Here is a 14,063-nt window from a genome sequence, read left to right as displayed (position 1 = left end):
CCGGTAGTTCCACGGGAGTCCGCGACTGTTGCCCCGGCAACCACCGCAGCGGGCTGAGAGGGCGTGAGCCGCCGACCGGAAACCTGATGCGGATCATGCCGCCGGAGGGAGTGTTGTGGCACCCATGCCACCCGTCCAGCACCACAGTGCGCCACGGCACGCAGTGGTCGCGGGCGCCGGCTTGATTGGTCTGGCGACCGCTTTCGAATTACGACGCCGCGGCGTAGCAGTCACGCTCGCAGACCCCCGTCCCGCCTCGGGAGCCACCCACGCTGCCGCGGGCATGCTCGCCCCGATCGCCGAAACCCAGTACGGCCAGGAAAGCCTGTACCCCCTCATGGCTGCCTCCGCCGTGGAGTATCCGGCATTCATCGAGCGGGTCTCCGCTGCCTCCGGGCTCCCCACCGGCTACCGCACCGAAGAGACCCTGGTGTTGGGAGTCGACTCCGCCGATGCACACGCCTTGCAGGACCTCGCAGCCCACCAGCGCGCCGCGGGCATGCAGGTCGAGAACATCACAGCTCGTCAGGCCCGGAAACTAGAGCCCGCTCTCGCACCGCATGTCGCGGGTGCCATCAGGGTTCCCACGGACCATCAGGTGGACCCCCGACTGCTCGCCGCATCCCTGATCCAAGCCCTGGACGCACCGGCCATTGACACGCTGAACGGTGCCACAGACCCCGGCCCCGCGCGTTGGTTCCACGCGAAGGTCGAACGAGTTCTCTCAACCCGCGGTACCGAACCCCAGGTGACCGGAGTGCTCCTGGAGGGAGGCGAGACGGTCGAGAGCGACGTCGTCGTGCTGGCCACTGGACTGAACACCAGCGATACCGGACAGCTACCCGCGGGCCTGACCCTGCGGCTGCGCCCTGTGTACGGCGACATTCTGCGGCTGAGCGTGCCCGATTCGCTGCTCCTGCCCGGGGAAGAACACTTGATCACACGCACGGTTCGCGGGCAGGTCCACGGGCGGGCCGTGTACCTGGTGCCCCGAGCCGACCGGACGTTGGTGCTGGGCGCCACGAGTCGCGAAGACGGGCGAGCGTCCGTACTGGCCGGTGGCGTGCACCAACTGTTGCGGGACGCACGCGCCATCCTGCCCGCTGTGGACGACTGCGATGTGCTGGAGATGCTGGCCCGCGCTCGCCCGGGGACTCCGGACGATCTGCCGTACATGGGGTTGTGCTCCGTGACCGGCCTGGTGATCAGCACCGGTCATTTCCGGCACGGAATTCTGTTGACTCCCGTGGCCGCCCGGTTGGCCGCAGAACTGGCGACCGGTGTCGCGGACCCGGCCGTCAGCCACGAGCACGACTCCGACTTCTTGACCTCGACCGACCCCGCGCGGCATTCTCCCGCGCACCCCGAGATGTAACAGGTGAACAACATGAATACCGCTCCTCAGGACACCATCCAGGTCAACGGACATCCGGTTCCTCTCACCGAGGGCCTGTCCGTGGCCGATGCCGTTGCGGATCTGACCGGCCGTGACATCACCGCCGCGGGCCGCGCGGCTGACGGCAGGCCACTGGGCATTGCTGTGGCCCTGGATCACGCCGTGGTTCCTCGTTCGCGGTGGTCCGACACACTGCTCGAGGCGAACCAAACCGTGGAGATCGTCACCGCCGTGCAGGGAGGCTGAAATGACCACCGACGACTTGACCATCGACGGCGTGACGCTCGGTTCGCGGCTCATCATGGGTACCGGCGGCCTCACCGACCTGGCGATGTTGGAGCGCGCGCTCCTGGCATCGGGGACGGAGCTGACCACGGTGGCGGTGCGGCGTTACTCGCCCGGGTCGGGCCTGGGTTCCGGCGCTGGCCTGGGTTCCGACGCTGGTCGCAGCGGTGGTGCTGAAGCACCTCGTAACGGGACCGCCTCTTCGGTTGGTGACGCAGCGACGTCGACACCCCGGGACAGCCTCTACGGGATCCTGCACCGCAACGACATCAAGGTGCTGCCCAACACCGCCGGTTGTTACACGGCACGGGACGCGTTGCTGACCGCGGAGCTGGGGCGGGAAGCGCTGGAAACGGACTGGGTGAAACTCGAGGTCATCGCGGACGAGGACACACTGCTCCCGGACGGTCTCGAACTACTCGACGCCACCGAACAGCTTGTGGCGCGCGGTTTCAAAGTCTTCGCGTACACCTCCGATGACCCCGTTCTGGCGCTACACCTCGAGCAGGCCGGGGCCACCGCCGTCATGCCGCTGGGTGCGCCGATCGGCACGGGTCTGGGCATTCTGAACCCACACAATATTGAGCTGATCGCCGCTCGCGCAAGCGTTCCCGTGGTGCTGGATGCTGGCATCGGTACGGCATCCGAGGCGGCGTTGGCCATGGAGCTCGGTTGCGACGCGGTTCTGCTCGCCTCCGCCGTGACCCGCGCCCAGAATCCCGTGAACATGGCCCAGGCCATGCGCCATGCGGTGGAGGCCGGACGGTTGGCGCGCGGCGCAGGCCGGATCGCACGCCGCACGCACGCCGTCGCGTCCTCGCCGATGGCGGGGCGGATCGGGACGGATAGCGCGTCCGCCGGAGCGGAAGCTGGAGGAGCTAACGCTCCTCGCGGGGACTGGCCCGCGCCCTCATCCGACCAGTCCTCTTTACCGGCGAACCCGCCGGCACCGTCAGCCGCGCCGTCGTCCGGGCAGTCAGCTTCGCGAGCGGACCCGTTGGCGCCGTCAGCCGCGCCGTTGTCATCTCCCACTTCGTCCGCCCCCTCGCACTAGGAGTCGCACGTTTCATGACCGCAGTTTCCCCGTTCCCGCCCCTCGTCGAGCCCACGCCGGAGCTCAACCACGAGGAACTCGAGCGCTACTCCCGCCACCTGACGCTCCCGCAACTCGGGGTCGAGGGTCAGCGGCGCCTCAAGAACGCGCGCGTGCTCATCATCGGAGCCGGTGGCTTGGGTGCCCCGGCCCTGCAGTATCTGGCGGCCGCGGGTGTGGGAACCATCGGCGTGATCGACGACGACGTGGTCTCCGTGTCCAACCTGCAGCGCCAAGTAGTGCACGGTATGGCGGACATCGGCCGCCCCAAGGTTGATTCCGCCGCGGACGCGGTGACCCGCCTCAACCCCCTGGTCACCGTCAACGCGCACGGCGAGCGCCTGACCACCGACAACGCCCTGGACATCTTCTCCGGTTACGACCTGATCATGGACGGCGCGGACAATTTCGGTACGCGCTATCTCGTCTCGGACGCCGCGGAGCTCGTGGGGATTCCGGTCGTGTGGGGCTCCATCCTGCGCTTCGACGGCCAGGTCTCGGTGTTCTGGTCCAGCCACGGTCCGGTATACCGTGATCTCTTCTCGGAGGCGCCCGCGCCGGGTCAGGTGCCGTCGTGCGCGGAGGGTGGTGTACTCGGCATGCTCCCGGCCACCATTGGCTCGGTCATGGTCACCGAAGCGCTCAAACTCATCACCGGCATCGGCCGCCCGCTGGTGGGTCGCGTGCTCATCCATGACGCTCTAGCCCAGACCTGGCGCGAGCTCTCCATCCTGCCGGACCCTGATCGTCCGCCGGTCACCGATCTCTCGCAGGTCGCCGTGGCCTGCGGCCTCCCCACCGCCGACGACGCCTCTCCCGCCTCCCACGAAACCCTCACCGCTTCCGAGTTGGCTGTGTTACTGACCTCTCGCTCATTGGGTGAAACGTCCTTCACGCTGATCGACGTGCGCGATGACTGGGAGCGAGACCTGGTCTCCATCCCGGGCTCCGTGCAGGTCCGGCTCCAGGAGATCCTGGACCGAGGTGTGTCCGCGCTACCGGATTCGGTGGAGGGCAACGTGATCCTGCATTGCAAGGCCGGGGTGCGCTCCGCTCAGGCACTCGGTGCGTTGCGCGCGGACTACGCACTGAGGGAGGACACCGTCAAACACCTGGACGGCGGAGTCTTGGCGTGGATCCAAGACGTGGATCCCACGCTGCCGAGCTACTGACGGGCATCGAAGTCTCATGTGATGCACATGCCGATTCCCGGCATGGATTCTGCACCCTCATCACCTTAGATTGCAGGGCCGCTTTTCCCCACACGGGGTGCCTCGAGCCCTTGCTTTCAGATACGCGTGTCACCATTAAGTTGACGGCCGCGCCGCCCGGGTCGGCCGTGTCACTGAGGAGAGATTGTGCCCACCACTGAAGTTGCTGCCCCTCGCGTCTACGTGGTCACCGGTGCCGGATCCGGAATCGGTCAGGCCGCCGCCGCTCAGCTCATCGACCAAGGTCACCGGGTCATCGGCGTTGACCTCAAGAACACCGAAGTTGTCGCGGACCTCTCCACCGAGGAGGGCCTCGCCGGGATGGTCGAAGAGGTATCCCAGCAGACCTCCGTGGTGGACGGAGTAATCGCCAACGCGGGAACCTCCTTGCAGGCTCCCCTGGATGTGGCCATCAACTTCTTCGGTGCGGTGGGCACGGTCAATGGGCTGCTTCCCTTGCTGAGCAACTCCGATGCGCCCCGCGTGTGCATTACCGCAAGCGCCGCGTCACTGCACCCCGCCAATGATGAACTCTTGGACGCAATGCTCAACGGCGACCGCGAAACCGCCGCCGCCATTGGCGAGCAGCTGGTGGCCGCCGGTGGGATGGCCGGTTACCTCAACTACTCTTCTTCCAAACAGGCCGTGGCCCGCTGGGTCCGCCGCAACGCCACCACCGAACGGTTCGCAGGCGCGGGAATCTCGCTCAACGCCGTGGCTCCCGGTGTGGTCATCACGCCCATGACCGAGCAGCTTTTCGCGACCGAAGAGGGTCGCCAGCAGATGGAACAGGGCATGCCCTCTCCGCTGAACGGCCCCGCTCGTGCCGAGGACATTGCGTCGGCCATTTGCTTCCTGACCTCGACCGCGGCGGGCAAGGTCACCGGCCAGGTGCTGTTCGTGGACTCCGGCTATGACGCCCTGACCCGAGGCGACACTTCCTGGTGAACCGCGCAGCTGCTCGGACTGTCCTGCGCGGGAGCGAGATCCGAACCTCAGGTGAGGAAACTGCAGGATCCTAGTTTTAGGTGAGGGAAGTGCTGAATTCTTGCAAGAATTCAGCACTTCCCTCACACCACGCTGGGTGGCTGTTCTTGCCTCACATGAGGCTGTCCGAGCGGTCCGGGGACGCCGGCTCCATCAGCCCAGCAGGATCACATCCAGGGTGCGGGGGCCGTGGACGCCCTCCACTCGTTCCAGCTCGATGTCCGAAGTCGCTGATGGCCCGGAAATCATGGTCGTGGGAGCGGTCGGCTCCACACGGGCCATGGCTTCCGGGATCAGTTCCACGATCGAATCCAGCGGCACGATGCAGATGTGGTGATCCGGGACCAGGGTGATCGCGCGACGTCCCTCATTGGGCCTGCCGGACAGGAAGATCGTTCCCGTCTGCGCACAGGACACCGTGGAGGACGTCACCACCGCATCCACCTGGTTCAGTTCGCGCACACCCAGAGCTGACGCCTTACGAGCATCGTTCGGATCGACGATCGCACGGCGAGCAGCGGTATCTTCCGGCAGGAACGCGGTATCGAACACATCGGGGATCACGTAACGAGCCGACGCGCCGAGCTGGGTCGCGATCCGCTCCGCCACGGTCTCCGCGGTTTCACGGAACACATTGGCCTTGTAGTCCAGCAACCGGTCCTCGAGCATCTCCACGATCTCCTCGCGGGACAATTCCGAGGTCTTCCGATACTCCCGCGGAGTCTCCGCCACGGCTGGCTGATCGGCCAGCGCGCCGCGGATGCGGGCCAAGATCTCGGTTTTGGCGTCCGCGCTCATCGCTGTGCTCCGTCCTGGTCGTTGGTGCCGTTGCCGAGCTGGTCCGGCTCGGCGGTGGGCTGTTTTGCAGAGTTCTCCGGCGGGATCGCCGGTACAGCATCGTCCTGCTCCGTCCGTCGCGTGGTCGCGGGCCCGTCCGCAGATTCCTCGCTCGAAGCAAAAGCGACGACGCCGTCCTGGGCCAGTCGCTGTTCGGTCTCACCCTCGTGTTTCTTCCACCAGTTGCGGAAGGACTGCTTGGGCGGTTCGGGGATGTCTCGCTGCTGCGTCCAACCACCCACCATGCCGGGGAGCCAACCGATGGCGTGATCGCGTCCGGCGACCACACGGCCCAGCGGCAGACCCTTTTCTGCCAGGGACATGCGCTTACCCGAGGACATCACGAACGAGGCCCCCTTCATCATGGCGTCCATCTGGGTGGGGACCTTCTTGGCCGGAGCGGACTTAGAAATCTTGCGTCCCGCGGATCGCACGGACGCGGCAACGTCACTCGCTGCTCCGCGCACGGTCGCACCTCGAGAACGTGTGCCAGGATCGGTCCGCTCGGAATCCGCATCACCCGTCAGCGCTTTCTCCGACCGCCAGTTGTCCGCGGATTCCGTGGCGAGGTCGTGAGAAACGGGAGCCGGGGCGGCGTCGTCCTGGGTGCGTTCGCCGTGCTTGGTGCGAATGTCCTCGTCGCGCAGGTGCACCAGAATGTCCGGAATATTGATCTTGACGGGACACACCTGGTAGCAGGCGCCGCACAGCGAAGACGCGTACGGCAGGGATGCGTTCTCCTCGGAAGTGATGCCCGTGAGCTGCGGCGACAGGATTGCGCCGATGGGCCCCGGATACGTGGAACCGTACGCGTGACCGCCGGCGTGCTCGTAGACCGGGCATACATTGAGGCAGGCTGAGCAGCGGATGCAGTGCAACGCGGAACGACCATCCGGATCGGACAGCACCGCGGAGCGGCCGTTGTCGAGCAGCACCACGTGGAAGTTCTGCGGCCCGTCGCCGGGCGTGACCCCCGTCCACAGCGAGGTGTAGGGGTTCATCCGCTCGCCGGTCGAGGACCGCGGCAGCAGCTGGAAGAAGACCTCGAGGTCCTCGTACGAAGGCAGCAGCTTTTCGATCCCCATGACCGTGATCAGGGTGTCCGGGAGCGTGAGGCACATGCGACCGTTGCCCTCGGACTCGACCACGGACAGCGTGCCGGTATCGGCGATGCCGAAGTTCGCACCGCTGATCGCCACGCGCGTGGCCAGGAACTTCTCCCGCAGGTGCTGCCGCGCGGCCTCAGCGAGAACCCGCGGTTCGCTCGTGAGCTCGTCCGTGGTTTCGGGCATTTCGCGGCGGAAGATCTCACGGATCTCCTCGCGGTTCTTGTGAATCGCGGGCACCAGGATGTGCGAGGGCTTGTCGTGACCCAGCTGCACGATCAACTCCGCGAGGTCCGTCTCGGTCGCGGTGATGCCGTGTTCCTCGAGGTGCGCGTCCAGACCGATTTCCTGCGTGGCCATGGACTTGACCTTGATGACGTCCGACGTGCCGGTCTCTTGCACGAGCTCGGTCACGATCCGGTTGGCCTCATCCGCGTCACGCGCCCAGTGCACCACGCCGCCGCGGGCGATCACGTTCTGCTCGAACGCTTCGAGCAGCTCGGGCAGATTGGCCATCACGCGTTCCTTGATCGCGGACCCCGCATCGCGCAGCTGCTGCCAGTCCGGGACCTCGCCCACCACGTTGGCGCGCTTGCCGCGGATGGTGTGCGTCGCGTGCCGGATGTTGGCCCGCATCTGATCGTTCTTGAGTTCTTCCTTGGCGGCCTTGGGGAACGCGACCTGTGCGTGCAGATTGCCCTGCCCGTGCACGGGACGCACCGCGGGCATGCCCAGATCGGTGATGCTCATCGGTTACCTCCAGCGTTCGACGCCACTCGCGCACCTCGCGCGGGAATGGACAGTTCCACGGGCCCCTCCACCACGAGGGGATTCTCCTTGGTGGAGGCCAGAATCTCCACGAAGTGCACGGTGCGCACGGGCGCCTTGCGCTTGGATGCGGCACCGCCCAGGTGCATCAAGCAGGATGAGTCGCCTCCGGTGCACAGGGACGCGCCCGAGGCCTCGATGTTGCGCAGCTTGGCTTCCGCCATGGCTCCGGAGACGTCCGGGTTCTTGAAGGAGAACGTGCCGCCGAATCCGCAGCATTCTTCGGCATCCGGGAGTTCCCGGTAGTCGATGCCACCCACGGACTTCACCAGGTCCTTCTGTCGATCCCCCAGGTCCAGCAAACGCATGCCGTGGCACGAGGGGTGATAGGTCACGGTGTCCGGGAACCACGAACCGAGCTGCTCGGCGGCATCGGTCACGCCCAGCACGTCGATCAACAGTTCGGAGAGTTCATAGGTATTGGCGGCAACATCCGCGGCCTGTTCGGCCAGCAGGTCATCCCCGCACTTGCGTGCAACCATCGGCTGTTGGTGTCCCAGCGAGGCGACGCACGAGCCGGAAGGCGCCACGGCGACGTCGAACTCGACCTCGGTGAAGGCCTTGACGTGATTACGGATGACCGGCATCGCGTCGTCGAAGTAGCCGCTGTTGACGTGCATCTGCGAGCAGCAACCCTGTCCCTGCGGGAACACCACCTCGTGGCCGAGGCGCTCCAGAACGCGCACGGTGGCCAGCGCCACCTTGGGATACATAGCGTCCACGATGCACGTGGCGAACAGTGCGATTCTCACAACGTTGATCTCCGATAACTCTGGCTCCTGTGGTCTGACCATGCTAGGTGAGTGAACGTGATCACACAAGCAAGCTTCTTGATCACCCCGGCAAAGCGCTCCGGAAGTAACTGTGCGGTGTGACGAGCATCATGTATGCTTCGTGGTCTGACCATTGTGGTCCGACCATACAAACGGACCCACCGGAGCGCACAGGAGACAGCGTGACCACATTTACCGCCATGACCGACGCCGTGGGTGGCAGTGTCGGACTTTCAGCCCTGGTGGGCTGCATCCCCTTGCTCACGTTCTTCGTGATGCTGCTGGCGTTCAAGACCAGCGCGCACGTTGCCGGCCTCACCGCTCTGGGTGCCGCCCTGCTCGTCGCGATCTTCGGGTTCAACATGCCCGCGCAGCTGGCCGCATTGAGCGCCACTCAGGGTGCCGTCTACGGCTTGTTCCCCATCGTGTGGATCGTGGTCATGGCGCTGTGGTTCTACCAGGTGACGGTACTGTCCGGACGTTTCGAGGATCTGCGCACCATCTTCGACACCATCGGCGGCGGCGACCTGCGTATCCAGGCTATGCTGATCGCGTTCTGCTTCGGCGGCCTCTTGGAAGCCCTCGCCGGTTTCGGTGCGCCCGTGGCAATTACCGCCACCATGATCCTGGCGTTGGGCCTCAAGCCACTCAAGACCGCCACGGTGGTACTGATCGCCAACACCGCGCCCGTGGCCTTCGGCGCCATCGCCATCCCCATCACCACCGCCGGCGTGCTCACCGGCCTGGATCCGGCCCACATCGGCGCCGTGGTCGGCCACCAGGCACCGTTCTTCGCGTTCGTGGTCCCGTTCTTCCTGCTCATGATCGTCGACGGCGTTCGGGGCCTCAAGCAGGCCTGGCCCGCAGCGCTGGCCGTGGGCGGTACGTTCGCCATCGCCCAGTGGTGGTGCGCCACGCACTTCTCCTACGAACTCACGGACGTCGTGGCATCCTTGGCCGGCCTGGCCGCCGCCGTGATCCTCATGCGCTTCTGGAAGCCCAAAGGCACCGAGGAGGTCCGTGCGGATCTGGGCATTGATCGCCCCCAGAGCGTGGAAGGCCTCACCCCCGTGCGTGCGTGGATGGCTGTTCTGCCCTACATCCTGGTGGTCGTGGTCTTCGGTATCGCCAAGCTGTGGACCTGGGGTGTCAATATTCCTCAGGCACTGGCCGCCACCGACATCAAGATCCCGTGGCCCGGCCTGCACGGTCACCTGCTCAACTCTGCCGGTGAACCCATTTCCGGTTCCGTCTACAACTTCCAGTGGCTCTCCAGCCCCGGCACCCTGTTGTTGATCTCCGGTTTGCTGGTCGCCATCATCTACTCCGTGTTCAACCACCACGGCCGCTTCAAGCTCACCGTGGGCAACGCGATTGCGGAGATCGGGCGCAGCGCGTGGAAGATGCGCTTCTCCGCCCTGACCATTGCGTCCGTGTTGGCTCTGGCCTACGTCATGAACTTCTCCGGCCAGACCATTTCCATCGGTACGTTCGTGGCCGGGCTGGGCGCGGCGTTCGCATTCTTCTCCCCCGTCCTGGGTTGGGTGGGCACCGCCGTGACCGGTTCGGATACCTCCGCCAACGCGCTGTTCGCCAACCTGCAGAAGACCGCCGCTCTGGAATCCGGACTGGATCCCTACCTGATGACCGCGGCCAACACCTCCGGCGGCGTGGTCGGCAAGATGATCTCGCCGCAGTCCCTGGCCATTGCCGCGACCGCAGTGAGCATGCAGGGGCAGGAGTCCAAGATCTTCCGTTCGGTGATCCCCTGGTCCATCGGCATGCTGATCGTGCTGTGCGGTTTGGTGTTCCTGCAGTCCAACGTGCTCGCTTGGATGCTTCCCGCCGCATAGACTTGGCGATGCATAAACCGCCCGCCACTCGTGCATCACGGGTGGCGGGCGGTTTTCTTTCAACGACCGCAGGAGGATCGCATGGTTGCCACCCCCGCCTACACGGTGGTGTTGAACTGGCTCGAGGAGCAGTTGCGCCACGGGAAGATCCGGGTGGGCGACAAGCTGCCTGCAGAACGGGCTCTTGCGGAGCACTTCAGCATTTCCCGGGCGTCCGTACGCGAGGCAATACGCATCCTCGACGCCATGGGCCTGGCGCGCTCTGCCACCGGATCAGGCCCGCAAGCCGGTGCCACGGTGATTTCCGAACCCTCGGCCGCTCTCGGATGGGCACTGCGCATGCACATCGCCACCAGGGCGCTACCGGTCAAGGACGTCGTCACCACGCGCCTCCTGCTGGAGACCCAGGCAGCCTGGGACGCAGCCTCGGGCGAGAACGACGATCACACTGACCGGGACGACATCCTGAGCCATGCCCGCGATCTTCTGGACCGCATGGACGACCCGGAGATCTCCAATGACGAGTTCCATGCCTTGGACGCCCAGTTCCACCTGCTCTTGACCTCGCTGGCCGGCAACGTGGTACTGGAGACCATCATGGTGTCGCTGCGCGAAGCAACCATCGGCTACGTGCAAGAGACGGTAGCGACCCTTGAGGATTGGCCAAGCATCCGAGCCACGCTGCAAACCCAGCACCGGGACATCTTCACGGCAGTGACCGATCGCGATGGGAAACTAGCGACCCGTTTGCTGCGCGATCACATCACCTGGTTCTACAGCCTGGTACCCCGAGCCGAGAAGTAATCGCAGACCGACCAGCGCCACATTTCTGATCTGAAAAAAGTAGTGCGGCCCCTCCTGGTCGAGAGGGGCCGCACTCTACTTCTCATGGTGCTGACGCGACGGGAGTCTCGGAGCGTCACGCAAGGTGATCCAAGTCTTCCGGAGCTCTAACCGGGGAGGGCCGTACAAGACCCCCGCCGCGAGTTCAGCGTGACCCAAGCTTTCGTGCTACGGCACCGTACACTCGCCGCGTCCACTCAAGGTCCTGAGTCGATGAACACTTCCTTCGTCGTGTTCATGTATTACTTTGCCGCACTTCACCACCGGGAGAACATGGCCAAATGGCCAGAGTTGAGGCCTCTAACCTGTTAAAAGCCTGTGAGTGACTTCACTGCGTCAGATCTTCGGTCAGTTCGGGCTCGACCAGACCGCTCTGGATGCCCGCGATCAACACCTGCACGCGGTCCCGTGCACCCAATTTGTCGCACAGCTGGGACACGTACGCCTTGACGCTGCCGTGGGAGACCTTCATCTGGTCCGCGATCTCATTGTTGTTGAGCCCCTTGGCGATCCAGCGCAGGGTTTCCAGTTCCCGTGCGGTCAGGTCCGGCACGAAGGATTGTTGGCTCGCTGCGGCGGGGGCCGCGGGCGGTGTACTGGGTGTTGCGCTCCGACTTCTGCGCACCGAGGGAACGGGCACATCACCGAGAACATTGTTGGCCAACGAATTCGCCACAGACTGCGACAGCGTCATTTCATCCTCGCGAACTTGCAGCACCGCCGAAACAATTTCTTCATGTCGGGCGTCTTTGACCAGATATCCGGAGGCACCCGCTCTCAGTGCCGGGACAACATACTCCAGAGTAGAAAAGGTTGTGAGAGCCAAAACTTTTGAACGCGGAGCTTGCTGAACGATCTCAGCAGTGGCCTCGATCCCATCCATTCCGGGCATTCTGATGTCCATGAGCACCACGTCCGGGTCAAGCTCGAGGCATTTCTGCACCGCCTCCGCGCCCTCCGACGCTTCACCCAAAACTTGAAAACCGGGCTCCGCATCGAATAAATTCCGCAACGCGTCACGCATGAGTGGATGGTCATCTACCAAAATAAGGGTGCACAAACTCATAATCTGATCATAAACTGATGGCATGAACTCTCCTCATGCCATTTCCCGCATCCATGCTGACCAAACCGGCTCTTTGACGAGTTTCAAACGAGCCCTCGCAGCAGCTCTGATCGCGTGCTCGCTCCTGTTCACCCTGGGTGGCCCCACCTTGAGTGCTCAGCAGGGCCCGGCGGAAAAGGGACCCGGTAGCGTCCTGTGCCGGTACGTCCCCCAACTCTGCGGCGGGTGGTAATCGCCGCACCGGCTGGTTCCACCTCAGTGCGGGAGGGATTTAACCGCACCAGCCCACTCCCGGTCTGGCTTCGAGTCACACTGGTACTTTTCGCCGCCATCGCGCTCTTCGACGATCTTCGGGCGCTGGAATCGGTGGATCAAGCCCCCGCCACGATGGTTGTCATTGCCGTTCAGATGATCCTGGGCTACGTCTCATTGGCACTGATCGCGTGGCGCCCGGGAATTGCGAGCGCCCTACTTCTGGTTCCATTGGCTCTCGCACTGTTCACGCACAACTACGGTTTCACCCTGATTTGCGCGGTCATCGTCACCATTGCCACGGTGAGCATGTTGCCTCGGGTCATGACCATCATCTACAGCGTGATCCTCGCAGCGTGGACCATCACGGCCGTGGTGGTGGAGAGCACCACGGACGTTCTGTGGATCATGGGAACGCCCCTGGTGACTGGTGTGCTCATCGGCGTGGCGTTGCGATTCTTTGTGATCCAGCATCGCGAGAACAAAGCGCGGCTGAGGAGCATCGAGGCCGCTCACCAGCAGTTGCGCGAACAGGAACGATTGGAGCTCGCACGTGACCTCCACGACGTGGTCGCCCACGAGCTCACCCTGGTGACCATGCAGGCCGCGGGATCCCACCGACAGAACGACCCGGTAGTTCTGCACGACACCATTTCCACCATGGAGAACGCGGCCCGCTCTGGCTTGCAGGAACTGCGTACTCTGCTGCACATTCTGCGCGAATCCCCGGGCGCTGCGAGCCGCAATGACAACTCGTCCGGTTTGACGACCGGTTCCCTGGAAAGCTTGGTCGACTCCCTGAGCGCGAGTCTCACAGCAGCCGGATTCTCGGTCACCGTGAACACCGTCGACGGTTTCGAGAAACTGCCCACCTCCGTACGCGGTACCGCGGCACGCATCCTCCAGGAGGCGTCCACCAACATCATCAAGTACGCCCCTGCGGGCTCGACATGCCTGCTGTCGCTCACCACGGATGCCAATTCGGTGATGATCCGCACGGAGAACGAACTGCAGCAGTCATACAGGTCCGATGACGGTGAGTTCCCGATGACCTCCGGTTACGGTCTGCACGGGATCCAGGAGCGCGTTGCGCTGCTCAATGGTGAAGTCACCTACGGCCCCCAGGACGATCGATGGGTTCTGGACGTGCGGATGCCCTTTGGCGATGCCTGATTCGCCCTACCCGCTCACCGGAGACGCCGCCGCACGAGCAGTGCGCAACGTGGTCCTCTTGGTACCGCCCGGTTCGGTCCTGTCCTACGGTGATGTGGCCGAACTCGCGGGGCTGAGTTCGGCCAGGCTTGCGGCGCGCATCATGTCCCGCGGTCTCGCCGGGGACGACGTCGCCTGGTGGCGGATCGTTCGAGCGGACGGCTCCCTGCCGGATCACTTGCAGATCGCAGCCCGCGAGCACTACGTGAACGAGGGCACACCCCTCAAGGACACCGACGCCCACTTGGTACAGGTGGCGATGAGCGCCGCCCGCTGGGATGATCCACCGGATGACTTCGCGGTCCCAGCAGGCTAGGATCC

13 protein-coding genes, 1 pseudogene and 1 riboswitch are annotated in these 14,063 nt (G+C 64.6%); of the genes and pseudogenes, 10 read left to right on the top strand and 4 right to left on the bottom strand.

Features of this window, described 5'->3' with window-relative positions:
- Position 1: 1 nt before the first annotated feature.
- A riboswitch (TPP riboswitch) is annotated at positions 2 to 127 on the top strand.
- The 5 genes and pseudogenes from thiO to CKW39_RS01585 all read left to right on the top strand — a co-directional run bounded on the left by thiO (position 125) and on the right by CKW39_RS01585 (position 4,933).
- Positions 125 to 1,375, top strand: a complete 1,251-nt coding sequence (gene thiO / locus CKW39_RS01605) for a glycine oxidase ThiO (protein ID WP_095796643.1) — start codon at positions 125 to 127, stop codon at positions 1,373 to 1,375. Its footprint overlaps the riboswitch before it by 3 nt.
- Positions 1,376 to 1,387: 12 nt before the next feature.
- Positions 1,388 to 1,642: a sulfur carrier protein ThiS gene (gene thiS, locus CKW39_RS01600; protein WP_165189176.1), complete on the top strand. Its 255-nt coding sequence runs from the start codon at positions 1,388 to 1,390 to the stop codon at positions 1,640 to 1,642.
- 1 nt (position 1,643) lies between these two features.
- Positions 1,644 to 2,516 (top strand): annotated as a pseudogene (locus tag CKW39_RS01595) (thiazole synthase); the annotation flags it as partial.
- Positions 2,517 to 2,749: 233 nt separating this feature from the next.
- Positions 2,750 to 3,946 (top strand): molybdopterin-synthase adenylyltransferase MoeB, encoded by a 1,197-nt coding sequence (moeB, locus tag CKW39_RS01590; protein ID WP_095796427.1) that lies wholly within the window; start codon positions 2,750 to 2,752, stop codon positions 3,944 to 3,946.
- Between the two features lie 186 nt (positions 3,947 to 4,132).
- Positions 4,133 to 4,933 carry an SDR family oxidoreductase gene (locus tag CKW39_RS01585; protein ID WP_095796426.1) on the top strand — a complete coding sequence of 267 codons (801 nt, stop codon included), beginning with the start codon at positions 4,133 to 4,135 and terminating at the stop codon, positions 4,931 to 4,933.
- Positions 4,934 to 5,125: 192 nt separating this feature from the next.
- On the opposite strand, the gene CKW39_RS01580 is transcribed toward CKW39_RS01585, so the two are convergent.
- The 3 genes from CKW39_RS01580 to CKW39_RS01570 are packed head-to-tail and all read right to left on the bottom strand — an operon-like array spanning position 5,126 to position 8,495.
- Positions 5,126 to 5,770: an LUD domain-containing protein gene (locus tag CKW39_RS01580; protein WP_095796425.1), complete on the bottom strand. Its 645-nt coding sequence runs from the start codon at positions 5,768 to 5,770 to the stop codon at positions 5,126 to 5,128.
- Positions 5,767 to 7,665, bottom strand: a complete 1,899-nt coding sequence (locus CKW39_RS01575) for a LutB/LldF family L-lactate oxidation iron-sulfur protein (RefSeq protein ID WP_095796424.1) — start codon at positions 7,663 to 7,665, stop codon at positions 5,767 to 5,769. The genes CKW39_RS01580 and CKW39_RS01575 overlap by 4 nt, the downstream gene beginning before the upstream one ends.
- A complete protein-coding gene (locus CKW39_RS01570; RefSeq protein WP_095796423.1) occupies positions 7,662 to 8,495 on the bottom strand; it encodes a (Fe-S)-binding protein in 834 nt (277 codons plus the stop codon). The genes CKW39_RS01575 and CKW39_RS01570 overlap by 4 nt, the downstream gene beginning before the upstream one ends.
- 203 nt (positions 8,496 to 8,698) lie before the next feature.
- Between CKW39_RS01570 and CKW39_RS01565 the strand changes: the two genes are divergently transcribed.
- Together CKW39_RS01565 and CKW39_RS01560 are read left to right on the top strand one after the other, a co-directional pair.
- Positions 8,699 to 10,369: an L-lactate permease gene (locus CKW39_RS01565; protein WP_095796422.1), complete on the top strand. Its 1,671-nt coding sequence runs from the start codon at positions 8,699 to 8,701 to the stop codon at positions 10,367 to 10,369.
- A gap of 81 nt (positions 10,370 to 10,450) precedes the next feature.
- The gene (locus tag CKW39_RS01560; protein ID WP_095796421.1) at positions 10,451 to 11,173 is read left to right on the top strand and encodes a FadR/GntR family transcriptional regulator; all 723 of its coding nucleotides are present in this window, start codon (positions 10,451 to 10,453) and stop codon (positions 11,171 to 11,173) included.
- Between the two features lie 367 nt (positions 11,174 to 11,540).
- Here CKW39_RS01560 and CKW39_RS01555 read toward each other — a convergent pair whose 3' ends face one another.
- Positions 11,541 to 12,278 (bottom strand): response regulator transcription factor, encoded by a 738-nt coding sequence (locus CKW39_RS01555; RefSeq protein ID WP_254049223.1) that lies wholly within the window; start codon positions 12,276 to 12,278, stop codon positions 11,541 to 11,543.
- A 22-nt stretch (positions 12,279 to 12,300) separates the two neighbouring features.
- Between CKW39_RS01555 and CKW39_RS15230 the strand changes: the two genes are divergently transcribed.
- The 3 genes from CKW39_RS15230 to CKW39_RS01545 are packed head-to-tail and all read left to right on the top strand — an operon-like array spanning position 12,301 to position 14,058.
- Positions 12,301 to 12,510 (top strand): hypothetical protein, encoded by a 210-nt coding sequence (locus CKW39_RS15230; RefSeq protein ID WP_129699595.1) that lies wholly within the window; start codon positions 12,301 to 12,303, stop codon positions 12,508 to 12,510.
- Between the two features lie 26 nt (positions 12,511 to 12,536).
- The gene (locus CKW39_RS01550; RefSeq protein WP_095796642.1) at positions 12,537 to 13,703 is read left to right on the top strand and encodes a sensor histidine kinase; all 1,167 of its coding nucleotides are present in this window, start codon (positions 12,537 to 12,539) and stop codon (positions 13,701 to 13,703) included.
- The gene (locus CKW39_RS01545; RefSeq protein ID WP_095796419.1) at positions 13,696 to 14,058 is read left to right on the top strand and encodes an MGMT family protein; all 363 of its coding nucleotides are present in this window, start codon (positions 13,696 to 13,698) and stop codon (positions 14,056 to 14,058) included. Before CKW39_RS01550 ends, CKW39_RS01545 begins: the two co-directional genes overlap by 8 nt.
- Positions 14,059 to 14,063 lie beyond the last annotated feature (5 nt).

This window comes from Kocuria sp. WRN011 (assembly GCF_002295155.1).
Taxonomy (GTDB): Bacteria; Actinomycetota; Actinomycetes; order Actinomycetales; family Micrococcaceae; genus Kocuria; species Kocuria carniphila.
The sequence above is the reverse complement of the archived record's forward strand: the minus strand, read 5'-3'. Positions and strand labels throughout refer to the sequence as shown.